The 24,206-nt window shown below is 52.7% G+C and carries 17 protein-coding genes; 5 read left to right on the top strand and 12 right to left on the bottom strand.

Translation table 11 applies throughout. The features are described 5' to 3' along the window. Position 1 precedes the first annotated feature (1 nt). Genes phnK through phnC form a run of 9 tightly spaced genes read right to left on the bottom strand, consistent with a single transcriptional unit; the run spans position 2 to position 7,121 of the window. On the bottom strand, positions 2-760 hold the full coding sequence (gene phnK, locus LVQ76_RS18560; RefSeq protein ID WP_120064682.1) for a phosphonate C-P lyase system protein PhnK: 759 nt from the start codon (positions 758-760) through the stop codon (positions 2-4). Next, positions 757-1,605, bottom strand: coding sequence for an alpha-D-ribose 1-methylphosphonate 5-phosphate C-P-lyase PhnJ (locus tag LVQ76_RS18555; RefSeq protein ID WP_232904721.1), 849 nt, complete (start codon positions 1,603-1,605; stop codon positions 757-759). The genes phnK and LVQ76_RS18555 overlap by 4 nt, the downstream gene beginning before the upstream one ends. Then, positions 1,598-2,662, bottom strand: coding sequence for a carbon-phosphorus lyase complex subunit (locus tag LVQ76_RS18550; RefSeq protein ID WP_232922230.1), 1,065 nt, complete (start codon positions 2,660-2,662; stop codon positions 1,598-1,600). Before LVQ76_RS18550 ends, LVQ76_RS18555 begins: the two co-directional genes overlap by 8 nt. After that, on the bottom strand, positions 2,662-3,246 hold the full coding sequence (gene phnH / locus LVQ76_RS18545; protein WP_232865407.1) for a phosphonate C-P lyase system protein PhnH: 585 nt from the start codon (positions 3,244-3,246) through the stop codon (positions 2,662-2,664). The genes LVQ76_RS18550 and phnH overlap by 1 nt, the downstream gene beginning before the upstream one ends. Then, complete coding sequence (phnG, locus tag LVQ76_RS18540) at positions 3,243-3,704, bottom strand: phosphonate C-P lyase system protein PhnG (protein WP_151994176.1); 462 nt, start codon at positions 3,702-3,704, stop codon at positions 3,243-3,245. The genes phnH and phnG overlap by 4 nt, the downstream gene beginning before the upstream one ends. After that, positions 3,705-4,430, bottom strand: a complete 726-nt coding sequence (phnF, locus tag LVQ76_RS18535) for a phosphonate metabolism transcriptional regulator PhnF (RefSeq protein WP_232922229.1) — start codon at positions 4,428-4,430, stop codon at positions 3,705-3,707. Between the two features lie 16 nt (positions 4,431-4,446). Continuing rightward, positions 4,447-5,229 (bottom strand): phosphonate ABC transporter, permease protein PhnE, encoded by a 783-nt coding sequence (gene phnE, locus LVQ76_RS18530; RefSeq protein ID WP_232865410.1) that lies wholly within the window; start codon positions 5,227-5,229, stop codon positions 4,447-4,449. 58 nt (positions 5,230-5,287) lie between these two features. Continuing rightward, positions 5,288-6,304, bottom strand: a complete 1,017-nt coding sequence (gene phnD, locus LVQ76_RS18525) for a phosphonate ABC transporter substrate-binding protein (protein WP_151994173.1) — start codon at positions 6,302-6,304, stop codon at positions 5,288-5,290. A 34-nt stretch (positions 6,305-6,338) separates the two neighbouring features. Next, positions 6,339-7,121 carry a phosphonate ABC transporter ATP-binding protein gene (gene phnC / locus LVQ76_RS18520; protein ID WP_232865462.1) on the bottom strand — a complete coding sequence of 261 codons (783 nt, stop codon included), beginning with the start codon at positions 7,119-7,121 and terminating at the stop codon, positions 6,339-6,341. Between the two features lie 191 nt (positions 7,122-7,312). On the opposite strand from phnC, the gene LVQ76_RS18515 reads away from it, so the two are divergent. Next, positions 7,313-8,527 carry a phospholipase effector Tle1 domain-containing protein gene (locus LVQ76_RS18515; protein WP_232904717.1) on the top strand — a complete coding sequence of 405 codons (1,215 nt, stop codon included), beginning with the start codon at positions 7,313-7,315 and terminating at the stop codon, positions 8,525-8,527. A 54-nt stretch (positions 8,528-8,581) separates the two neighbouring features. On the opposite strand, the gene yjdN is transcribed toward LVQ76_RS18515, so the two are convergent. From yjdN to LVQ76_RS18500, 3 genes are all read right to left on the bottom strand, one after another. Then, on the bottom strand, positions 8,582-9,019 hold the full coding sequence (gene yjdN / locus LVQ76_RS18510) for a VOC family metalloprotein YjdN (protein WP_151994171.1): 438 nt from the start codon (positions 9,017-9,019) through the stop codon (positions 8,582-8,584). 79 nt (positions 9,020-9,098) lie between these two features. Further along, on the bottom strand, positions 9,099-9,299 hold the full coding sequence (locus LVQ76_RS18505) for a hypothetical protein (protein ID WP_232922228.1): 201 nt from the start codon (positions 9,297-9,299) through the stop codon (positions 9,099-9,101). A 437-nt stretch (positions 9,300-9,736) separates the two neighbouring features. Further along, positions 9,737-10,072 (bottom strand): zinc ribbon domain-containing protein YjdM, encoded by a 336-nt coding sequence (locus LVQ76_RS18500; RefSeq protein WP_034457014.1) that lies wholly within the window; start codon positions 10,070-10,072, stop codon positions 9,737-9,739. A 383-nt stretch (positions 10,073-10,455) separates the two neighbouring features. Between LVQ76_RS18500 and LVQ76_RS18495 the strand changes: the two genes are divergently transcribed. From LVQ76_RS18495 to LVQ76_RS18480, 4 genes are all read left to right on the top strand, one after another. Next, positions 10,456-12,822 carry a dynamin family protein gene (locus LVQ76_RS18495; RefSeq protein WP_232922227.1) on the top strand — a complete coding sequence of 789 codons (2,367 nt, stop codon included), beginning with the start codon at positions 10,456-10,458 and terminating at the stop codon, positions 12,820-12,822. Then, the gene (locus tag LVQ76_RS18490; RefSeq protein ID WP_232922226.1) at positions 12,819-13,700 is read left to right on the top strand and encodes a diguanylate cyclase regulator RdcB family protein; all 882 of its coding nucleotides are present in this window, start codon (positions 12,819-12,821) and stop codon (positions 13,698-13,700) included. Before LVQ76_RS18495 ends, LVQ76_RS18490 begins: the two co-directional genes overlap by 4 nt. 148 nt (positions 13,701-13,848) lie before the next feature. Beyond that, complete coding sequence (locus LVQ76_RS18485; protein ID WP_370640082.1) at positions 13,849-15,525, top strand: ShlB/FhaC/HecB family hemolysin secretion/activation protein; 1,677 nt, start codon at positions 13,849-13,851, stop codon at positions 15,523-15,525. An 11-nt stretch (positions 15,526-15,536) separates the two neighbouring features. Continuing rightward, positions 15,537-24,206: two-partner secretion domain-containing protein (locus LVQ76_RS18480; protein ID WP_232922225.1), on the top strand; the 8,670-nt coding region annotated here is incomplete at its 3' end.

The following is a 24,206-nucleotide window of genomic DNA, read 5'->3' as shown; positions in this document are numbered from 1 at the left end:
CCTAATTCTGAAGGACGGAAGAAACAAGCAACTGTGTATACGGGTGGTGCGGGTCATCCAGTACGCGGTCGGTCAGGCCGCTTTCCACCACTTGACCCTGTTTCATCACCAGCAGGCGATCGGCCAATAGGCGCGCCACGCCCAAATCATGGGTGACGATAATCACCGCCAGATTCAGCTCACGCACCAGGCCGCGCAGCAAATCGAGCAGGCGCGCCTGCACGGACACATCCAGCCCGCCGGTCGGTTCATCCATAAACACCAGTTTCGGGTGCGTCACCAGGTTGCGGGCGATTTGCAGGCGCTGCTGCATGCCGCCGGAAAACGTGGTCGGCAGGTCGTCGATGCGCGAGGCCGGGATTTCCACCTCTTCCAGCCAACGCTCGGCGGTGGCGCGAATGTCGCCGTAATGCCGCGCACCGGTTGCCATTAAACGCTCGCCGATGTTGCCACCTGCCGAAACGTGGCGGCGCAGGCCGTCCATCGCGTGTTGGTGCACCACGCCCCATTCGGTGCGCAGCAGGCGGCGGCGCTCGCCTTCGCTCATGTCGTACAGCGATGAGTCCAGGTAAACCACTTCGCCATTTTGCGGCGCCAGGCGGGCGGAAATGGATTTCAGCAGCGTGGTTTTGCCGGAGCCAGATTCACCGACAATTCCCAGCACTTCGCCTGGATAAAGCTCGAATGACACGTCGCTGAAGCCTTTGCCGGGGGCATAAAGGTGCGTCAGGTTATTGACGGAAAGTAACGGTTGAGTCATTTGCTTGCGGCCTCGCTGTTCTGGCGGCAGAAATCGGTATCGGAGCAGACGAACATGCGGCTGCCCGCATCGTCGAGCACCACTTCGTCGAGGTAACTGTGGTGCGAGCCGCAAATCGCGCACGGTTCTTCCCACTCCTGGACGGTAAACGGATGGTCGTCAAAATCGAGACTTTCGACGCGGGTATACGGCGGCACCGCGTAAATGCGTTTTTCACGTCCGGCACCGAACAGTTGCAGCGCAGGCATCATGTCCATTTTCGGGTTATCGAATTTCGGGATCGGCGACGGGTCCATCACGTAGCGTTCGTTCACTTTCACCGGGTAGGCGTAAGTGGTGGCGATGTGGCCGAAACGGGCGATGTCTTCATACAGTTTCACCTGCATCACGCCGTACTCTTCCAGCGCGTGCATGGTGCGGGTTTCGGTTTCGCGTGGTTCGATAAAACGCAGCGGCTCAGGAATCGGCACCTGGTAAATCAGGATCTGATCTTCAGTGAGCGGCGTTTCCGGGATGCGGTGGCGCGTTTGAATCAGCGTGGCGTCGGCGGTGGACTCGGTGGTTGCCACGTTGGTTACGCGCTTGAAGAAGTTGCGAATCGACACGGCGTTGGTGGTGTCGTCCGCCCCTTGGTCGATCACCTTCAGCACGTCGTTTTCGCCAATCACGCTTGCGGTGATCTGGATGCCGCCTGTCCCCCAGCCATAAGGCATCGGCATTTCACGCCCGCCAAACGGCACCTGATAACCTGGGATCGCCACTGCTTTCAGAATCGCGCGGCGCAGGGTGCGTTTGGTTTGTTCATCCAGATAAGCAAAGTTGTAGCCGGAGAGTGCCTTAGTCACGATTACGCTCCTTTTGCAGGCGTTTGAGCAGTTCCAGTTCGGCCTGGAAATCGACGTAGTGCGGCAGTTTCAGGTGCGAGACAAACCCGGCTGCTTCAACGTTATCAGCGTGGGCCAGTACGAACTCTTCGTCCTGGGCCGGGCCTGCTACTGTTTCGTCGTAGTCCGGGGCTTGCAGCGCGCGGTCAACCAGCGCCATCGCCATCGCTTTGCGTTCGCTCATGCCGAACACCAGCCCGTAGCCACGGGTAAAGTGCGGGTCTTCATCCGCGGGGGCGACAAAGCCGTTCACCATTTCACACTCGGTTAGCAGCAGTTCACCGACGTTCACCGCAAAACCCAGCTCTTCCGGCACGATTTCGATATCTACGTAGCCACTACGAATTTCTGCGGCGAACGGGTGGTTGCGCCCGTAACCGCGTTGCGTGGAGTAGGCGAGGGCCAGTAAATAGCCTTCATCGCCGCGCACCAGCTGTTGCAGGCGTGATGAACGCGAGCATGGGTAAACCGGCGGCTGGCGGGTGATGTCGTCAGGTTTTTCGCCGTTATCTTCTTCCGCTTTTGCCAGCCCCTGTTTTGCCAGCAGGCTGAACACGTGCGGCGTGGGTTCGGCATGCTCGTCAGCGGTTTTCAACTGAGGCGCTTCGCCGTTTGCCAGCAAGGTGAAATCCAGCAGGCGATGGGTGTAATCGTAAGTCGGGCCGAGTAACTGCCCGCCGGGTACGTCTTTGTAGACGGCTGAAATGCGGCGTTCGATACGCATTTCAGCGGTGTTCAGCGGTTCGCTCACCGCCAGACGCGGTAGCGTGGTGCGATAAGCGCGCAGCAGGAAGATGGCTTCAACCATGTCTCCGCTGGCCTGCTTGATGGCGAGTGCCGCCAGTTCACGGTCGGCAATGCCACCTTCAGTCATCACGCGATCAACGGCCAGCCCTAGCTGTTGCTCGATTTGCGCGACGCTCAGTTCCGCGAGATTTTGGTCGCCACGGCGGTTGTGTTCCTGCAATTCATGGGCGGCGGCAATTGCCTTTTCGCCCCCTTTGACGGCGACGTACATCAGCACACCTCCACATGAGTGGTGCGGGGGATCGCCAGCAGGCGCTCGCCACAGGTCAGGATCAGGTCGATGCCCAGCGGGAACGGGTGCGGGCGCTCGGTGAGTTCGTGGATGACGCAGTCCGGAAGTTGTGGAGCAATCATGCGTTCTTCGCGGATGCCCGCGCCGGTTAAGCGCAACATGCGGCCGCCGCTCAGGCTCGGCACTTGCAAAATCAGCGTGGCGCTGGTGTCGGGAGCTACGTCGGTTCCCTGTGCCAGCGCGTTAAGCTGATCGGCGGTTATCGTGCTGTCGGCAACGGCGAATTGTGCGTGTTCTGGTGCCTGCGAAATTGGCGTGTTGGTATGAAAACGGACGTTTTGCAATGTCACGTCGTTGCTCAGAGCGTCACTAATCCACACCGGTGTGTCGTTATCGGCAAGGGTCAGCAGCACGCTGGTAGAAGCAATGTTCAGTGGTTTCCAGCCATGTTGCAGTGAATGGAGCGCCACGATAACGCCCGGCTCGCTCATCGCTTTGAGCAGGCGACGGAAGCTCTGTTGTGCATCCTGCACAGGCAGGTTAAAAGCGGTCATCAGGGTCATGCGTTATCTCCGCGAACCAGAGTGAAGAAGTCGACTCGGCTGCTGTTAATTTGGGTACGACGGGCGGCCAGACGTTGTTCACGGTTGGCGGCCAGTGGAGCAATTAAGGTTTCTTGCAATGTCCGGAACTGAACTTGTTCCTGCATCAGCGCGTCGATCACGGCACAGCGTTCGGCGTGGGCTTTATCGCGCCCTGATATGTAGCTGTAACCGTAAGTCCCGTTGGCGAGTTGCACGACCGCACGGGTCAGAGTGGTGTCACCGGCAAAAAAACGTTGCCCGGTGGCGCCCATTCGCGCCTGAATTTGTACCAGGCCTGTTTCTGGCTGACGAATTACCTGATATTCGGGATTGAGTTTTTGTTCTGCCCAAAGTGCTGCCAGTTCTTGAGGCAGGCTGTGAGCGAGCACGGCCATCCACTGCTGGCGCTGTGCGGTATCAAAATGCGTGGCGTCCATTTAGTGCTCCATGGTGAATTCAATCATGTCGGCACGCGTCAGGCTGACGGAGTATTCCGCAGGCAGTGCGTGACCTTCACGGTGGTTGAGAGTGCGAACACATAGCAGCGGAGCCATATTTGGGATCTCCAACAGGCGGCTTTCTTTGGCCTGAGCGCGGCGCGCGCTGATACGTGTTTGGGTGCGTTTGAGGTTGATACCGAGCTGGTCCTGAATCACGTCGTGCAGCGAACCGCTATTAAACTGTTGCATCACGGGCCACCAGGCGAGGTCGGCAAAGTAGTGGTCGATAAGGCACACCGCGATACCGTTAACGCGTCTTAGTGTGCGCAGGTGAATAATGTCATCGCCCTCGGTTACACCCAGCGCATCAGCAACATGGCTTGAAGCCGGGCGCAGTACCGCGAGTAAGCGCTCGCTGGTGGGGTGGCTTCCCTGATCGAGTAGGTTCTGGCTAAAGCGTGCTTGAGAATTTAACGGGTAATCGAATGGGCGCATCAGCACTAACACGCCAATTCCCTGGCGGCGCTGCACCCAGCCTTTCTCCACTAGTTGATCAATGGCACGGCGCAGCGTGTGGCGATTCACTTCGTAGCGTGCGGCCAGTTGGCTTTCGGCTGGCAGATAGTCGCCACAGCGGTAGTGGTTACGCAGCTCTACTTCAAGCAGGGCGGCAATTTCCTGGTAACGCGTCGGGTAACTGGTCGGATGTCTGGATAAGTGCATTTTCAACAAAGCCTCGTTAAATGAAATGCTTACGTAACCGTTGCGACATAAAGTCCAGCAGACTTACTGTGACGATGATAATGACCATCAGCGCGCAGGTTTGCTGGAACTGGAATCCACGAATCGCTTCCCACAGCGTCACACCAATCCCGCCTGCGCCGACCATGCCGACCACCGTTGCCGAACGCACGTTCGACTCAAAGCGATACAGCGAGTAGGAGATAAGCAGCGGCATCACCTGCGGCAGCACGCCGTAGATAATCTCTTCAAGTTTGTTGGCACCGGTGGCGCGAATCCCTTCTACCGGGCCGGGTTCGATGGCTTCCACCGCTTCGGAAAGCAGTTTGGAAAGCACGCCGGTGGTGTGGATGAACAACGCTAATACGCCAGCGAACGGGCCAAGGCCGACGGCGACCACGAACAACATCGCAAAGACCATTTCGTTGATGGCGCGGCAGGCGTCCATCAGGCGGCGCATTGGCTGGTAAACCCACCATGGCACCAGGTTGTCGGCGCACATCAGGCCACAAGGGATGGAAAGCACGATGGATAGTGCTGTGCCCCAGACGGCGATTTGCAGCGTGACGCCCATTTCGCCCAGATATTGCTGCCATTGGCTGAAATCAGGTGGGAAGAAGTCAGCGGCGAAGGTCGCCATGTTGCCCGCATCGCGGAACAGCGTGAGCGGAGCCATTTCCGCGCCTTGCCAGGAGGCAACGAGTACCGCTAACAAAATCGCCCAGGCCAGTAGCGAGAACCAGCTACGTTTGGGTGTGGCGACTTGAATGGTTTGTTGCATGGGGTGCTCCGTGTTTGGGGCTTTAACCCTCTCCCTGGGGAGAGGGTTAGGGTTGTTTTTACTGAACCGCTTTATTCACGTTGCTCATCGCAGAAAGTGCGGCGGTGAGGCGATCCAAATCACTCAGCTGGTTTTGCAGCGCAGTGACTTTGGTCGCTTTCTCAGGCTCGGCTAACCCTTTATTGTCCTTCACGCCTTGCATCTGTTTGAACAGGGCGAGCTGGCGAATCGGCACCAGTTGCAGGTCGCTGGATGGGCGGAACGGCGCCCAGGTCAGGCCTTTGAGCACTGCGGCTTCTTCCGGAGTTTTGCCGTAAGTCATGAAGAAGTCATAGATTTTGTCTTTGGTGGCTTCGGAGAGGTTTTTACGCCACACGATCGGATCGCCTGGGATCAACGGGGATTTCCAGATGACTTTCAGATCTTTGAATTTCTCGGGCGCGGTTTGCTTCAAACGATCGAGGTTTTCAGTGTTGTTGGTCGCCACATCCACTTGCTTGTTGGCCACCGCCAGCGCGTTGGTCTCGTGGTTGGCGTTCACAGAACGTTTGAATTCGTTTGGCGCGGCATTGTTCTTAGCGAAAACGTAGTACCCAGGGACTAAATAACCGGACGTTGAGTTAGGGTCACCGTTGCCGAACGTCAGTTCTTTGCGTTTTGCCAGCATGTCTTGCAGATTGTTGATTGGGCTGTCTTTGTTAACGATAAGCACGCTCCAGTAACCCGGGCTGCCATCTGCCGCTACCGTCTGAGCAAACACCTGGCCGTTAGCGCGGTCTACTGCTTCCATGGCCGAAAGGTTGCCGTACCAGGCGATATCCACCTTGTTAAAACGCATCCCCTGGATAATCCCGGCGTAATCTGGTGCGAAGAAAGCATTCACTTTCACGCCAAGTTTCTTCTCCATATCCTTCAGGAACGGGTCCCACTGCGGTTTCAGGTTTTGTTGTGATTCAGTCGAGATGATGCCGAAGTTCAGGGACTTTTCTTGTTCATCCGCATGAGCGGTGCTGAACAGAGTGCTGACGCTTAGCAGGCTGGTAAAGGCGAGGGCGGCAACTTTTTTGTAGCTCATGGCTGACTGTTCCTTGAAAGAGATAACAAAGTTGTTAAGCAGCAACCGCGTCAACGCGATTCATGCTGCGGTAAAGATTGCCCAGACGTTCGTTGTCGAACTCAGAGCTACTTCCGTCGTAAAACACATGACCCTGGCGCAGAGCGACAATGCGTTCGCAATAGCGCAGGGCGTAGTCCACCTGATGCAGCGTCACCACAACGGTGATGCCGTCCAGGCGGTTAATGTCGTGCAGCGTTTCCATCACAATGCGTGCTGATTCCGGGTCGAGTGAGGCAATAGGCTCATCGGCGAGAATCACTTTTGCTTGTTGCATCAGCGCACGGGCAATCGCCACGCGCTGTTGTTGCCCACCGGACAGGGTGGAGACGCGTTGATACGCCATTTGCGCCATGCCGACGCGGGTCAGCGCCTGCAACGCACGCTGCTTTTGTTCACGGGAAAACCAGTTGAAACAGGTGCGCCAGAACGGCGTGGCTCCGAGTGCGCCAATCAGCACGTTTTCGAGAACCGTCAGGCGGTTCACCAGGTTGAACTGCTGGAAGATGTAGCCGGTGTGAGCACGACTCTGCCGGATGTCGCTTGCCAGTCGGCCCGCTTTTTGCACGGTGCGGCCCAGTAATTCGACGTGGCAATCGGCTGATTTATCAGAAGTAATCAGCCCGCTCAGGTGGCGTAAGAGGGTGGATTTGCCTGAACCAGATGGCCCCAGCAGAGCGACCATCTCACCTTCATTAACTTCCAAATCAACAGCATTTAATGCCTGATGCTGGTTGAAGGTTTTGCTCAATTTGTTGACGCGAATAATTGTTTGCATCATTCAGGCTCCTTAAAAAGTTGCCTCATGGTGCCGATGAAATGTGACGATTTTGTTAAGGATAAGTTTCGGTATGATGAAGAGTGAGTTCCAGCCTGGAAGTCATCAGGCTAATCAACTATTTGTCGTATTGTTTCACGCTTCGTTTTTGTCTTTGCTTACAGGTACCCTTTGGTGTTGGGAAAGCAGCGATGAGCAAAAACATTATTTTTTGTGCCGATGGCACATGGACCGCTCCCGGTGTAGAAAATCAAGCGGATGACGAAGCCGCAGCGAGTAACGTTTATCAATTGTTTGTTGATCTGAAAGGGAATGTTGATAAGCAGAGTTTGTTGTTAGCCAATGAGCAAGAAAAGATCCTTACCAATAGCAGTGGCGGGATCGTTCAAGTTGCCAAGTACATTTATGGGATGGGCGATCCGCATAATGGTCTGGTGAAACGCCTCGGCGGCGCATTTGGCGCCGAGTTGATCGTGCCGATCATTCGCGGGTATACCTTTATAAGTCGGCACTGGCAGATGGGCGATCGTATCTATCTGGTTGGATTTAGCCACGGTGCTTATACCGCGCGAGTGCTGGCTCAGATGATTATCGACCGTGGTTTATTAAATCGTGAAAAGCTGAATTTAAGCGCTCGCAATAAAGATGAAGCGTGGCGTTTTGCTTCATCCGTATGGGCGCAATATCTTGCTCATGCTCCGGATATGAGCCCCAGTCTTTTGGGAAGTGTGGTGCGTGAGTTGCCGGGATTTTTCTGTGACAGTGTGGACCCAACCTGCATTTCGCGCCCGCTGTCCATAGAGGCGGTTGCCGTGTGGGAAACCGTTGGGCAGATGGGGATTCCGAAGTATTTCAATGACAAGCGTTACAACGTTTTTCGTTTTAACAATACAGAGCTGCATTCACGGGTTAAATACGGGCTTCAGGCCATCGCCATTGATGAGCAGCGTCTCGATTTAGCGCCGGTGCTGTGGGATAACCGCGATCGTATTTTGCAGGTGATGTTTCCCGGTATTCATCATGATGTTGGTGGGGGTTATATTGGCACGGACGAAGACCGCAGCTTGTCGAACGGCGCGTACCTTTGGATGCATGATGCTCTCGACGATTTGGGCGTAAATCTGGCACCCAGTGAAGTGGTGGCTGACCCACTTGGGCCGCTGCATTGTGACTGGTATCCACCTACGCGTTATTTGCGCATTATGCCCCGACAACTTCCGCCGCCGGTTACCTCATCAACGATGGTCCACCAGTCGGTGATTGAGCGTCTTAGTTGTGGCACAACGCTACTTCAACAGTCGGCAATCAATGGTGAATGGCTAAGCGAATCATATAGGCCGCAGCCTTTGCAGGATTATCTACGCGGCGAGGGTGCAATCCCCATTAACTGGGCGATTGCACGTTAAGGAATGGGAAACTACCGTCTGTTATGGAGCTGACGGTAGTTTCCCAGAGCTTGGTTACATCGGTTTTTCGACATTCACCATCCACGGAATACCGTATTTATCGGTAAGCATGCCGAAACCTTTTGCCCAGAACGTTTCCCCCCACGGCATGGTGACATCGCCACCTGCACTGAGATTATCAAACCAGCGTTGGCCTTCTGCGACATCTGTGGTGGTAAGGCTCAGCGCATAGCCCGTGTGTTTCACTTTATCGGCACACATATTGCCGTCGCTCATCATCACTTCGCCACCGCCAATGCGCACATTGGCATGCATGATTTTATCGTCCGGCCAGTTAAAACCGCTGCTGCATCCTTCAGCCGACTGATTCTCGTCTTTTGGCATTTCGCCAAAAGTCATTTTAAACAGTAACTCAGCACCGACGGCTTGTTTGTAGAACGCTATTGCTTCTTCGCAGGTGCCGTCAAAAAAGATGTAGGGTCCGATAGACATTGTTCGTTCCTCATAATGCGGAGTGCAGAATAAGTTTAGTTGGGGGAGTCTGGGCAAGCCAGGCGGGGAAAGGGATATCTTATGCCTGGTTCGGTGAGTTTCCGTTCACCTGTACGTTATGCGATCCCACATGAATCTGTGAACGGTGAACGTGCCAAGGAGAGAACGCCCTCTCCTTGGCAATCCTGGCGCCCGGCAAGTCAATCGCCGCTGCGCGGTGAACACCGTTTTTCACCCAACATTCGCGGTCGTTCGCGACTCGCTCCCGGCGATCGCTCACTCACGTGGTTCCAGACCACGTGACCACGACTGAAGGGCGAAAAACGGCGCGATTGAAGCCGGGGATAAAGGTCAACGTCAAAACCTAAAGTCAAAAGCCAGGCTGGTTTAGGTTTTGACCTTTGTTTTTGACGTTGACCTTTGAGTCCGGCATAAATCGCCTTCGTTTTGACTGTAAGGCCGGGTCGAGCCGTCGGGAACGGCGAGAGGTTGTGATCGCCGGGAGCGCGTCACAACCGACCCTGGGACTGAAAGGAAAAATGGAGGTTTACTGCGAAGCAGCGATTTAAACGCCGGGAGCCGGGATTATCAAGGGTGCTGCGGTAGCACCCTTGATACGTTCACCGTTTCGGTAAGTACAGGGAACACTGAACGTTTAGTGAACGGAACCTTCTCTGGCTTTGCAGGAACCGCCCCTCAGGGGCAGGGGGAACGAACCTAGTTCTTCTTAACGAACTCAGACTTCAACTTCATTTGTCCAAAACCATCAATTTTACAATCGATGTTATGGTCGCCTTCAACCAGACGGATACCTTTAACTTTAGTACCAATCTTCAACATAGAAGAGCTACCTTTAACCTTCAGATCTTTAATTACAGTGACGTTATCACCGTCAACTAACAGGTTGCCGTTGGCATCTTTAACAACCAGTTGATCGTTGTCTGCAGCGGGTTCGGCATCATTCCATTCATGTGCACATTCTGGGCAGATAAACATACCGTTGTCTTCGTAGGTGTACTCGGAATTGCATTTAGGGCAATGAGGGAGTGTCATCGTCATATCCTCAAAAATAAGATTTAAAAATTGCGGTTTCCCGCCAAAAGTGGCGTGATTATACATTAAAACCCTACTTTTGTGGGGACGATTGCCGCTATGCCTTGCGCCAGCCAGAATATCGTAATAAGAAAATGCTATTTTAAAACGTTAATCAATTGCCAAATTCGCGACGAAAATACAGAATAAGTTTATAAAAATACGCTATGGTCTTTCTTTCTGGTTATTTAACCAGAAACTCACGCTATGAAAAAATAAGCCTGATTATAATATTGTCGAATAAATGATTTCCGCGCGTAATTATAATTTCCGGTACTGAATAGGCACAAAAAATATAAAGGTTTTTAAAAATCCGGATAATTTGATTTAAGTAAGGATTTTTTATGCACACACAAGCAATATTTGAGTTAAGTCAGGAAGCGGAGCGGTTATTACAACTCGCCCTGCAAAATCTGAATACACTAAAAACAGTTTCTTTTACTACACAGCATGACGTTAATTATTTTGGGCAGTCCCAAGCTGGAGGGGCCGTCCCTGCGAAATTTAGCCCACGCAGCATCCAGGCGCAGCAGGCTATGCTGCAAAATGAGTTACGCAAAATAACTCAGCATGAAATGGTATTAGCGATTGTCGGAACAGTAAAAGCGGGAAAATCGACCACCATTAATGCCATTATTGGGACTGAGGTATTACCTAACCGTAATCGCCCTATGACAGCATTACCGACACTCATTCGTCACACCCCGGGCCAGCGTGAACCCGTGCTGCATTTTCCCTATGTTCAACCCATCGAACAGCTTATGAATACATTGCAAATTCGTTTGCAACAAACCGATCGTGAAACGCTGTCAAAGCACCTGGAAATTGATCGAGATATGACGGGATTATTAACCCGTATTTCCCAAGGGGAATCTTTCGCTAAGCATTATCTTGGTGCCCAACCTATTTTCCATTGCCTGAAAAGCCTTAATGATTTAGTGCGTTTATCGAAAGCACTGGATGTGGCTTTTCCATTTAAGGCCTATGCCGCAATTGAGCATGTTCCTGTTATTGAAGTGGAGTTTGTCCATTTAGCAGGAATGGATAAAGCCTATGGGCAACTGACATTACTGGATACTCCGGGGCCAAACGAAGCCGGGCAGCCGCATCTACAAAAAATGCTTCAGGAGCAGCTGTCGCAGGCTTCTGCTGTGTTGGCGGTATTGGATTACACCCAATTAAAATCTGTTTCTGACGAAGATGTACGTAAAGCGATATTGGGCACCGGGTCATCTGTCCCGCTCTATGCGCTGGTGAATAAATTCGACCAGAAAGACAGAAATGGTGACGATGCAGAACAGGTTAAAGCGTTAATTTCTGGCACGCTTATGAAAGGAACGATTGAGCCTCACCATGTCTTCCCTGTGTCATCGATGTGGGGATATCTGGCTAATCGAGCGCGTCATGAATTGGCATTGCACGGCAAGTTACCGGACCCGAATGAGCAGCGTTGGGTGCAGGATTTTGCTGATATTGCACTAGGCCGCCGCTGGCAAAGTGAGGATTTGGCCGATGCGGGTGCTTTGCGCCAGGCGGCTGAGCTGTTGTGGGAGGACTCGCAGTTTGCTGAGCCCATTCACACGGTGCTTCATGCTGCACATGCCAATGCTTCAATGTACGCACTGCGTTCTGCCTGCCAGAAATTACTGAATTACACGCAGGGTGCGGAGGATTACCTGAATTTCCGCTGCCAGGGCCTGCATATTGCCAGCCAGCAACTGCAGCAGAATATCGCAGCCCTTGAAGATGACATGAGTCTTGCTGCTTCCAGTCAGAAAGCCGCAAACGTCGTTGCGCAGAGCAATACTAAGCTGGCTGTTGAAGCGATGAGTGATTTTATTCGCCGTTATGAACAGCAGATTAATGACAATATTCAGAACTATTTTCAGCATGGAAAAGTGCCTGAAAAGCTCCAGCGGCAGGCTTTGTCGTTTGGGACTCAGCGCGGTAATGACTTTGATGCGCGCAATGAAACGCTCAGTTTTGACGATGAAGAATCGGCACAGATTGCGCTGCACAGGATCCGTGCTTCATGCGAAATCATCCTGACCGCCGCGCAGGAAAAGATGACTGAAGAGTTAACCCATCTTTTTAGTTATCTGGAAGTTGAACTGGCAGATACGCTGCGTAACACCCTAAAACCGATAGAGGCTCGCGTTGCACAAGGGTTAGCGCAAGCAGGATTTAGAACCAATATCAGTCTGCCGGTATTTCATGTTGGCTTATTAAACTTCAATGCTAATCAGGCATTTAATGAACTCATTGAAGAGCAGGATATTCCTGTCTCCCAACTGCGACGCCAGGCCGGGATGCGCGGAACGGTTGCGCGCTGGCTTAATAGCGAGGATTGGGGCTGGGAAGGATATACCGTGATGCAAAGTCGCTACGTCATTTCTTTAGCTGATGTACAACGCAAACTGTGTCAACACGTCAGCGATTTCCTGTTGCAGCTTAATCAGAATATGGCCGCGCAAATTGAAATGTCTGTGACTGAAGGAATGACGGCGTTCTTTGTTGATTTTTCCCAGGCACTGGAAGCGATACGTCTTAACCTGCAACAAAGCCTGGTGGTGCGCCAGCAAAATGAAGAAGCGGTGACCGCTTTGCGCCAACAGCTTCAGCAGTGCGTAAGAATCACACGTTACATCCATGAGGACACCCGCCTGTTGCGGGATGATATTCAGACGCTTTTTACGGTAGAACAGCAATGAGCAGTGTATTACCAGGAACTCAAACTCGCGCTTTGGAGTGTGTTGCAGAGAAATTTGTCGTCGATTTTGCCAGAAACAGCGGTATCTCTCGTGAACCGTGGCGTTCTCAGCAAAGCAAAGCGTATTACCAGAGGCTGACCGGGGAGTTTATCGGCCAGAGCCAGTTGCAGAAGTGGGCAGTGGATGAGGCTCTGCTTGAAAAACCTGAAGTGATGCTGGCGATGCTTGGGCATCTTTGCCAGCGGGTGGCGAAGAGGCACTTCGCAATTGAGAAAGTATATGAAAGCATCTGTGCCATGGCGTTAACTTCGGCACGGGTGACCAATGACACCTCAGAAGCCCGCAAGCAGCTCATTCAGGTTCAGCAGCAACTGGCGCAGCGTGTCGGTAATCTGGAAACACAATTACAGGGCACCGACCTCACTCACCTGGGCTTCGTACATTGCGAGCAAGTTTTTGCACGCTGGCAGGCTGGGCATTATTTTACCTTTTCTCCCGCTGGTCGCTGCTATGTCGCGTTGCAGGAGCTGTACTGGGGCGCGTTTGGTGACGCGCTGCGCTTTGGCCGTTTATCGCAGGCCACAGAATTAATTGAGCAAGTTCGCGCGCTGGCAATCAGCCAACTCGCCAGCGATGTGAATGCTTCAGCCCGCACGCGCCATTACTACTATGAGTGGCTGATGTTTCCTTCGACAGCTGGAATGATGGAAAGCAAAGAAGCTCTGGCGTGGCTTGGCGACGATTGTGACAGTGAGCATCAGCCCGTGAGTTTTGCAACTACCCAAACACACCAGGGCGTTTCACTTGGGATGCCACGTATTTGTTCCGCAATGCGTCTGGGAAGTGCAATGGTGGATGAAGTGTTTACCAGGGTGTGATCTGTGTATAAAGAACTATTGGATCTTTATACTGCTACTTGAATGGTTTCAACGGATATGGTTTATTCGGCACACTATAATTTTATATTAAAGAATGTGCCGCCATATTAATTTTGATAATGGGTGCATATATTCATGGAAGATATAAGTGCCTACTCAAATACTCTCTACTCTGCGTGTTTTTACCTGCTTAATAGTTATTATTAGCTGTCCTTTGTATTCGGCTCCTTTAAGCCCCGCGGATCGTGATTTGCTGCGCCAGGGTCAGCAGGATTTATTACAAAAAAATCAGCAGCAAAGAGATGAATTGCAACGCAGTCTTTCTTCCGAAAAGCTTGTGTTGCCAGTACCCACTATTACCACAGGCCCTTGTTTTATAATTCATAAGATTCATATAAATAATGCCGTAATATTTTCTGGAAAATACCAAATTGACTTTGGTAGGCGTTACATTAATCGATGTATTGGTATGCCGGAAATAACTCAATTAGCACGAGATATTTCTGATTGGTATATTCATCAGGGTTATATAACAAGCCGTGCATTCCTCACCGAGCAGGATTTGTCACACGGGGAATTAAATATTTCGGTGCTGGAGGGGCGACTTGAAAAAATAAATCTGGAAGGTTCGTCACCCAGTCAGTTGCAAATGGCATTTCCTGGTCTTGAAGGTGAAATCCTGAATCTGCGTGATATTGAGCAGGGTATGGAGCAGATCAACCGGCTACGCAGTAATCCGGTGCAGATTGAAATTCTTCCCAGCGAAAAACCCGGTTATTCCATTGTTAACCTCACCGCCACTCCGGAGTTTCCACTTAAGGTTTCGATAGGGTTTGATAACAGCGGTCAAAAAAGCACTGGCACCGGGCAACTTAACGGTTCGCTGACCGGGAATAACCTACTGGGGCTGGCAGATAAATGGTTTGTTAGTGGTGCGCGCAGTAGTGATTTTTCCTCCTCACATGATGCTCAGAGTGTGCAGGCTGGACTGAGTGTTCCTTATGGGTACAACGTGCTTGATTACAGCTATAGCTGGAGCAATTACCTCAATACTATCAATAACAATGGGTTTTACTGGGCATCGACCGGAGACAGCCAGACACATCGTTTTACTGTATCTCGTGTGTTATTCCGCGATGGGGAAATTAAAACCGGTGCATCGGTTGGGTTTACACATCAAATCAGCCGTAACTATCTCAACGGTGTATCGCTTGAGAGCAGCAGCCGCAAACTTTCAAGTCTGTTATTTGGACTGAATCACACGCAAAAAATACTTGGTGGTGTTGCCACGTTAAACCCAACGTTCAGTCATGGCGTGCCCTGGCTTGGCGCGGAGGATGACAGTGGCAAAAATGGCGATATGCCAAAAGCTGGGTTCAAAAAATGGAGTGTGAATGGAAGTTTCCAGCTTCCTGTTACCAACAACTTATGGTGGCTGACCAGTGTTTATGGTCAGTGGTCACCAGACCGACTTTACGGTAGTGAACGTTTGACCATTGGTGGGGAAAGCTCGGTTCGTGGTTTTAAAGAACAGTATTTATCCGGTGATAACGGAGGCTACTGGCGCAATGAGCTCAGCTACGCGTTGTTCACATTGCCATTTATAGGGCAGGTCAGCAGCGTGGCGGCCCTGGATGGCGGCTGGTTACAAAAAGACAGGCATGATCCCTGGGCCTCCGGAACATTGTGGGGGGGCGGCGTTGGGCTATCGAGCGCCAACCGTTATTACTCCAGCCAATTCACGGTCGGAACACCCCTGAAATATCCGGACTGGTTTGCCCCTGACCATCTCAGCATTTATTACCGCATTAGCATCGTTTTGTGAGGCCAAAGATTATGGATAATCATCAGCAACCTGTTTGTTTTGCTCAGCGCCTGTTGAGCTATCTTATTTGCGCCTTACTTGCGGGCCAGCCAATTTTTCCGGTATTTGCCGCGCCGACCCCAGCAAACAATGCTACGCAGATGGACCAGGCCGGTAACGGCGTGCCGGTGGTGAATATTGCCACGCCCAACGGGGCGGGAATTTCACATAACCAGTATCAAGATTACAACGTCGGAAAAGAGGGGCTTATCCTCAACAATGCCACTGGGCAGTTAAACCAGACACAGCTTGGTGGGTTGATTCAGAACAACCCAAATCTAAAAGCAGGCCAGGAAGCGCGCGGCATTATCAATGAGGTTACCGGTGCGAACCGTTCACAACTTCAGGGCTACACCGAAGTGGCGGGTAAGGCGGCGAACGTAATGGTCGCCAACCCGTACGGCATCACCTGTAATGGCTGCGGTTTTATTAATACCCCAAATGTGACGTTAACCACGGGTAAACCTGTTTTTGACGCTAACGGTAATCTACAACAGCTCAATGTCACCAAGGGCAGTATCACCATTGAAGGTCAGGGGCTGGACGGCAGCCAGGCGGACGCGCTGTCGATTATTTCCCGCGCCACAGAAATCAACGCGGGTATTCATGCAAAAGACTTAAAAGTGATTGCTGGTGCCAATCGAGTAGGTGTTAACGGCAGCGTGATAGCCATCGCTGGAGAAGGTGCAGCACCGCTTATCACCGTGGATACTGGTGCGCTCGGTGGAATGTATGCCAACCGTATTCACCTGGTTTCCAGCGAAAAGGGTGTTGGCGTCAATCTTGGCAACCTCAATGCTCGTCAGGGTGATATCACCCTTGATGCGAATGGAAAATTAACGGTTAAAAACAGTCTTGCCAGCGGAAGTTTCACCGTAAAAGGGGAAAGTCTCACCCTTAATGGCGAGCATAAAGCAGGCAGCGCATTGTCTGTGACCAGCCAGAGCGATATTTCCTTAAACGATGCCCAGCTTGCCAGCGATAGCAATATTTCCCTTAACAGTCAGGGCCAATTTAGTGTGGCGAACAGCAGTATTACTGCCGCTAAAAATCTCACGCTTGCCACTCGCGATCTGGAAGTGGATCAAACCAGCCGTGGGGACGCGGCACAAAATATCACCGCTACGCTAAGCGGAACCGGCAACATGCAAGGCCAGTTGATCGCTGGACAGAATTTGGTAATGACAGGGAATACTCTGACCAATAGTGGCCAGCTTATGGCAAACAGCGATGCTCAGATATCTATCAATACCCTGACAAACAGCGGCACGATTCAGAGTCAGAAGAACCTGACGCTTAAGGGACGCTCGCTGAACAACAGTGGCACCTTGCTGAGCGGCGGTACGCTTACAGTCGACGCACACACGTTAAACCAGGACGGCCAGCTCGCCGCTAAAGGCAACGCGCAGATAACTGCCAGCCAGACTTTGCGCAACAGTGGCAGTTTGTTAAGCGAGGGCTCCCTGACGGTGAATGCTGGGGAACTTCTCCAGAATGGTACGTTGTCCGGGAAGCAAAACCTGACACTGGAAAGCGATAAGTTGACTGCCGGTGCGTCTTCGCTGACCACCACCAACGGTGCCATGGCGCTGAAGGCGAAGCAGGCCAACTTGAGCGGTAAACTGAATGCTTCAGGTAATCTCAGCCTGGATGCGAACAGCCTGACCACCACTGCAGGGTCACAGTTGCAGACCGATAGCCATCTTACCATCAGAGCTACGCAGACTGTGCTGGCAGGGACTCAGGCTGCAAAAGGCATGCTTAGTGTTTCTGCCGATTCACTGAACCATAGCGGGAAAAGCAACGCGTCATCCATTAGCCTGACAGGCAGTGATATCACCAACACCGGCATACTGGTTGCCCCAATACTTGCCATTAACAGCTCCACGCTTACCAACAGCGGATTACTGCAGGGGAACCAGGCGCTAAATCTCAGTGCCGATGTGTTGGATAATCGCTTTGGCGGCACGCTATACAGCGAAGAGAACCTTGTGCTGTCTCTGCCAACTCTCATCAATGCAGGGCTAATTTCCACCGGCCGCGAGCTATTTCTCGGTGGGAACATCCTGACCAACAGCGGCGAAATCAATGCTGCCAGCCTGACTAGTCGTACCTCGACGCTCATCAACCAAAGCGGCGGTTTATTGCTGGCAGACGGGAAGATGACGATAGATGGGCAAGTGCTGAATAACGCCGGGCAACTGGCGGCAAACCAACTAAAGATCAACAGCGCCACCCTCATCAACAGCGGTGCGATGCAGGCCAACAGAGTGCTTACACTTACGGCAAAAAACCTCGTAAGTCAGGGGAAAATGCTCAGCGGTGGAGAGCTGAAGCTGAATGCCGACAGTCTGAACACTGGCGGGCTGATTCAGGGCAAAACGCTAAATTTTTCCAGTGGCGAATGGATTAACACCGGAAACGTGCTGAGCGAACAGAGTGCCACGCTACGAGTGAACGGTAACCTGAATAACCAAGGGAAAATCCTCGGTCAGCAAGGTGTGACACTGACTGCGGGTACGCTGGATAACCGTGGCTGGCTGGCGGCAACCGTCGTCACTTTTCAGGGCGATTTAATCAATAGTGGCCTTATTCAGGGTAACGACAGCCTGGCTCTGACCGGCAACAGTTTGAACAACCAGAAAAACGGCCAATTGCTCACCGGCGGGGCTGTGGTGCTGGAAAGCCAGACTCTGGAGAACATTGGCGCAATACAGGGCAATTCCGTGTTGGTGAATGCTGGGCAGTGGTCCAATAGCGGCACAACACAAGCGCTGGACGAACTGACCGCCCACATCATCGGCTCGTTCACTAACAGCGGCGCGCTATTAAGCCAAAACCAACTGACCCTTAACGCGGCGGATATCACTAACTACGGCAGACTGGCGGCACAGGCGTTAAGCCTGATCTCGGCTTCGTTGAGCAACGACGGGCGTTTACAAGGCAACACCACACTCACTCTGGATTCCAGCAGAATCTCTAACCTGAGCCATGGGCAAATCGTCAGTGGTGGGGCGCTAAATCTTTCTCCTGGTAATCTGGATAATGCGGGCTTATTACAGGTCAACGACGACTTCACGTTGACCGGCGAGCAGTTCTCTAACCGGGGAACGATTCTCGCGAACAACCTGCTGTTCCAGCTCAATGGCGTATTGAATAACGAACAGGAGGGCCAGCTACTGGCGCGTCAGAATGCCACGTTCATCAGCGGCGAACTTCGCAACGACGGTGTGCTGGCGGCAGACTCACTGACGCTAAACAGCAGCACTATTACTAACAACGGCACGGTGCAGGGGAATCACGCGTTAAACCTTGAGAGTCAGGAATTATATAACCAGGCTGATGGCCGATTCCTGAGCGGCGGCGAGTTGACTATCCACAGTACGAATGCCAGCAATACTGGAGTATGGCAGGGTAAAACTGTCGATTTTGCGCATACGAGTCTTCTGAACAATGGCACGATTAATGGTATCGACGGGCTAAATGGACGAGTTAGTGGTGAATTAGTTAACGGTGGCCAGCTGTTTAGCCAGACCTCGATTTACCTCAATGCTGATAATCTCAGCAACAGCGGAAAAATCATGGCCGATGCCCTGACGCTTGAGGCGAATACATTCGATAACAGCGGGCTGTGGCAGGGCATGAGCAACCTGAGTGCGACGGGCGATGTTCTGAACATTTTCGCTAGTGGTCGCGCGCTGAGCGGCGGTTCGCTAAGCCTGGATGCCTGGCAGTTGGCTACAGCGGGCGTGGTGCAGGGCGAGCAGGTGAGCGTCACGACAAATAGCTGGCAAAACAGCGGCACATTACTGGGCGCTGACCGCGTGAACGCGGCTGTTTCCGGCCAGTTGAACAACACGGGCGAGGTATTAAGCCTGGGCCTGATGCAAATTAGCGCGCAGACGCTGACCAATAGCGGCTCAATGCTAAGCGCAGGCGACATGGCGCTTGCGGGAACAACGCTTGAAAATCGTGGCGCGCTACAGGGCAAAAACCTGGCGCTTAGCGGGGATAAAATCACCAATACTGGTACTGTTGTCGGACTGGATTCCCTGCTCCTGCAAAGCCGCCTGCTGATGGCGGCACCTTTGCTGGAACTGGTTAACGGAGGGCAGATGCTGACCGGTGGAACGCTGACCGTAAACGCTGGGCGCGTCACCAACATTGGTACCTGGCAGGGCCAAAGCATCCTGTTGAGCGCCCAGCAACTACAAAACGGTGGCGCGATCCAAAGTGCGGATGCGCTGACGCTGTTACTTTCCGACAAGCTGAACTCTGATAGCAGCAGCAAAATCACTGCTAATGGCAACGCCATACTGCAGGCGCTGAGCCTTACCAACAACGGACAGTGGCTGGCAAAAAACCTCACGCTGAAAGGCGGAATGCTTAATAACAACGGTGACGTAAGCGGCGTGGACGGGCTCACTGTCTCGCTGACCGGAGCCTTTACCCAACAGCAGGATAAAACCCTGCTTACCGCCGGAAAACTCACGCTCGACGCGGCTTTGGTGGATAACCAAGGGCGTATTCAGGCAGGTGATTTGGTGGTTAATACCGGCCAATTGACCAACAACGGACGCTTACAAGGCGCGAATGCACTGGCACTGAACCTGACCGGAGCGCTGACCAATAATACAACGGGTAGTATCCTCAGCCAGCAAACCCTGAAAATCACTACTCCGGATCTGTTCAACTATGGGCTTATTCAGGGTGGTACTAAGACACGCATCGATGCGGCAAAATCCGCCCGTAACGAGGGCAAAACCCTTGCCGGAGGTGATCTAACCTTTAACACCGCATCGCTCATCAACAACGGTTGGCTACAGGCCTGCGGGCTTACACTTAACGCGGCTACGGCGGTGAACAATGGCACGTTACTGGTAGAACAACAGAGCACTATCACCGGTAACAGCCTAACTAACAACGGCCTCGCGCAGGGCAAAAACCTTGCTGTGAACTACCAGCAACTGACCAACGCAGGCACGATGCTGGGCACTTCGAGCCTGAACATCACCGCCGACCAAGTCAATCTTAAGTCCTCTGGAAAGCTGTTCAGCGGTGGCTATTTGCTGCTTACAAGCAGCGGTTTCGATCAATTAGGCCAGGTCGTGGCGCTGGGTGACTTGACCCTGAAACTGAGCAACGCTTTCATTGGCAAAAACGTGCTGGCCGCGGGTAACACACTGAATATTAACAGTGACGGCGCGATTACCAACCAGAGCGTGATGCAGGGGCAGGCGGTGAATCTGACAGCAGGTGGTGTGTTGACCAACAATGCGCAAATCACCATCGGTAACGGTAGCAGTACGCTTTCTGGCAGTCGCATCGCCATGAATGCCGCGGGCACCTTGCAAGCGGGTGGAGACGTTGCGCTGAATAGCCGCAGCGACATCAACGTAGCAGGCTTTACCGGCACGGCGGGTAGCCTGATGCTGAATGCAGCCGGGAATATTATCAACACCGCTCTGCTGTACGCCGGGAATAATATGGCCCTGTTGGCCAACAGCATCAAAAACAATCGTGGCGATATTCTGGCGGGCAATAACCTGTGGATGCAGCGCGATATGGCAGGAAATGCCAACACCGAAGTCGTGAATACTTCCGGAAATATAGAGACGCTACGTGGGGATATTTCCATTAAGACCGGGCATTTGTTGAATGAGCGAAGTGGTCTTAGCGTGAGTGTCAGCGGAGAAACAGATTTAACAACACAATATTCATGGCTGACAGCGACGATAGCTGATGTCCCGACAAGCTATTTGGATAGTATCAATTACGACTATGGTTACTATCGTGCTGCTACAGGATGCGCTAACTCCTGTGCTGGGGCTTATTGGTCTCGTCCTGCTCCCTATAAAAATAATGGTGAGCTGGAGTTTGCTATCTCCAGTTCACAGCTCACCGTCAAAAGTGATGGTTCAGCAACTGCGCGCATATCCTCTGGCCATGATTTATTTCTGCAGGCCGATCTTATGGAGAACAATGCCAGTAATATTTTAGCGGCCAGAAATGCCATTCTAAGTGGCAGCACACTTAATAATCAGTCTTGGATGGAGAGCAATCAAACTCTTTATCTGACATATAGTTACAGCGGGATTGTGTACGCCACCGAATCAAGCATCAGTTCCCAGAACGGCACGGGAGGTGTGAATTTTATAAGTTTCACATCCCAAGGAAAAACACGAACAGAGAGTCAGAATGGTGAAACCTACCGCGCCGTAATCCAGGCTGGCGACAAAATCATTGCCAACTTTACCCGCGATATCAGCAATACCACGACTACGGCTAATGCTGGTGGTGTAAGCCCGACGATCAACACTCCAACCCTCAACACACTGAGCAATCAGACCATCGACGATGCGCTGCAAAAACAGAACCTTGTGGACACCGATACCGTTACCATTAACTCCCCGCAGTGGAACGACCAGCTCCAAAACGCATTGCAGCAAATTAACGGCGGCAGCGGATTGGATACATCTGGCTCGCCAACCTCCGACCTGGATACCTACGATGGCAACGGTCAGGGTAACGCCAGTCTTGGCGATGCCACGGCACTGAATAATGCCACCACGCAGGGCAGCAGCTTCAATCAGTATCAGCCGAACAGCGTCGACACCAGCGTGTACCCGCTGCCAACTGGGCAGAACGGCTATTTTGTTATCTCCACCGATCCGAACAGCCCGTATCTCATAACTACCAACCCAAAACTCGATGGTCTGGGTGAGCTGGATCAAAGCCTGTTTGGTGATTTGTATTCGCTGATGGGCATCAAACCGGGTAGCGCACCGCGCGAAACCAACAGCACATACACCGATCAGAATCAATTCCTCGGCTCGGCCTATTTCCTCGACAGACTAAATCTGCACCCGGAATATGACTATCGCTTCCTGGGTGATGCGGCCTTCGACACCCGCTACGTCAGCAACTTTATTCTTAACCAGACCGGTAGCCGTTACATCAATGGTGTGGGTTCCGATCTGGCGCAGATGCAGTACCTGATGGACAACGCCGCCCGAGCGCAGCAGTCGCTGGGGCTGGAGTTCGGTGTGGCACTTACCGCAGCGCAGATTGCGGCACTCGACAACAGTATCCTGTGGTGGGAAGCGGCGACGGTGAACGGTCAGACGGTAATGATCCCGAAAGTTTATCTGTCGCCAAAAGATGTGACGGTGCACAGCGGCAGCGTGATTTCCGGCAATAACGTGCAGCTTGCGGGCGGCAATATCACCAACAGTGGCAGCACCATCACGGCGCAAAATAACCTGAGCATCGACAGTGCCAACAGCATCAACAACCTGAATGCAGGGCTGATGCAGGCGGGTGGCAACCTGCAACTGAGTTCACTGGGTGATATCAACAATATTGGCTCGACAATTTCGGGCAAAACCGTGGCGCTTGAAAGCCTCGACGGCAACATCAATAACATCACGCTCATCGAGCAGTGGTCGGTGGCTGGAAGCGGTAAAGGGGGTGAGTCGGTCAGCTTTACGGACACGCTGCGCGGGCCGATGGCAGGCATTGTGGCGATGGATTCTCTGAGTTTATTCGCGGGTAACGATATCAACATCACCGGCGCGAACGTGACGGCGGGCGGCGATCTGTTGATGCAGGCGTGGGGCGATATCGCCATCACTGCGAACCAGATAACCGACAGCTACAGCCAGTCGGGCTTCCGGAATAAAGACGCAACCAGCAACAGTTCGGTGACTTACAACGGCAGCACGATATCGGCAGGCGGCAGTATCGGCATGCAGGCAGGCAACGATTTAAACGTCGACGCAAGTCAGCTGAACGCCGGTGAAAATGCGCTGCTGATTGCGGGTAACGATCTGAACCTGAACGCAGGGCAGACCAGTGAATCGGCTTCAAAAGGCAAAAGCGAAACCCACAGCACCGACAACGCCCACAGTACCATCACCGCAGGCGGCGACCTGGTCCTGGTAGCCGGTCAGGATATTAATAGCCAGGCAGCAGGGCTTGCAGCAGAAGGCAACGTGGCGATGCAGGCGGGACGCGACGTAAACCTGATGGCAGTTGAAACCACCGAAGGTGACAGCTATAAAGCGAAGAAAAAGGTCGAAATCAACGAATCAGTCCGCCAGGACGGCACTGAAATCGCCAGCGGTGGCAACACCACGATCGTGGCGGGGCGTGACTTCAACAGTGAGGCGGCGCAGGTTATCGCCAGCGGAGATATCGGCATTGGTGCGGGCCGGGACATCAATCTGGAAACCGCCACTGAAAGCGATTACCACTTCAAGGAAGAGACAAAAACCAAAAGCGGTTTCCTGAACAAAACCACCACCCACACAGTGGAAGAAGACAGCGCAACACGCGAAGCAGGCACCCTGCTGAGCGGCGATAACGTGACCCTCGTCGCCGGAAACGATTTGCTGGTTCAGGGTTCAGCGGTAGTGGGCGATGGCAATGTCAGCCTGAATGCGGGGAATAATATCGACATTATTGCCGCGACCGATACTGACTCAACGTACCGCCTGGAAGAGAAGAAAAAGAGCGGCATGTTCAGCGGTGGCGGTATCGGCGTCACCATCGGGACGAATAAATCGCGCTATGAAATGAACGACGAAGGCACGACCCAGAGCCAGAGTTTCAGCACGGTAGGGTCGACGGCGGGCGATGTC

Source organism: Buttiauxella cochleicola, assembly GCF_021283185.1.
Lineage (GTDB): Bacteria > Pseudomonadota > Gammaproteobacteria > Enterobacterales > Enterobacteriaceae > Buttiauxella > Buttiauxella massiliensis.
The sequence above is the reverse complement of the archived record's forward strand: the minus strand, read 5'-3'. Positions and strand labels throughout refer to the sequence as shown.

Bases quoted from the DNA above. Each gene is read 5' to 3' on its own strand.
- LVQ76_RS18495 (WP_232922227.1), top strand. From the start codon at position 10,456: ATGCACACACAAGCAATATTTGAGTTAAGTCAGGAAGCGGAGCGGTTA.
- phnE (WP_232865410.1), bottom strand. From the start codon at position 5,229: ATGCAACAAACCATTCAAGTCGCCACACCCAAACGTAGCTGGTTCTCG.
- LVQ76_RS18515 (WP_232904717.1), top strand. From the start codon at position 7,313: ATGAGCAAAAACATTATTTTTTGTGCCGATGGCACATGGACCGCTCCC.
- phnF (WP_232922229.1), bottom strand. From the start codon at position 4,430: ATGCACTTATCCAGACATCCGACCAGTTACCCGACGCGTTACCAGGAA.
- phnH (WP_232865407.1), bottom strand. From the start codon at position 3,246: ATGACCCTGATGACCGCTTTTAACCTGCCTGTGCAGGATGCACAACAG.
- phnD (WP_151994173.1), bottom strand. From the start codon at position 6,304: ATGAGCTACAAAAAAGTTGCCGCCCTCGCCTTTACCAGCCTGCTAAGC.
- phnC (WP_232865462.1), bottom strand. From the start codon at position 7,121: ATGCAAACAATTATTCGCGTCAACAAATTGAGCAAAACCTTCAACCAG.
- phnK (WP_120064682.1), bottom strand. From the start codon at position 760: ATGACTCAACCGTTACTTTCCGTCAATAACCTGACGCACCTTTATGCC.
- LVQ76_RS18550 (WP_232922230.1), bottom strand. From the start codon at position 2,662: ATGTACGTCGCCGTCAAAGGGGGCGAAAAGGCAATTGCCGCCGCCCAT.
- LVQ76_RS18500 (WP_034457014.1), bottom strand. From the start codon at position 10,072: ATGACACTCCCTCATTGCCCTAAATGCAATTCCGAGTACACCTACGAA.
- yjdN (WP_151994171.1), bottom strand. From the start codon at position 9,019: ATGTCTATCGGACCCTACATCTTTTTTGACGGCACCTGCGAAGAAGCA.
- phnG (WP_151994176.1), bottom strand. From the start codon at position 3,704: ATGGACGCCACGCATTTTGATACCGCACAGCGCCAGCAGTGGATGGCC.
- LVQ76_RS18490 (WP_232922226.1), top strand. From the start codon at position 12,819: ATGAGCAGTGTATTACCAGGAACTCAAACTCGCGCTTTGGAGTGTGTT.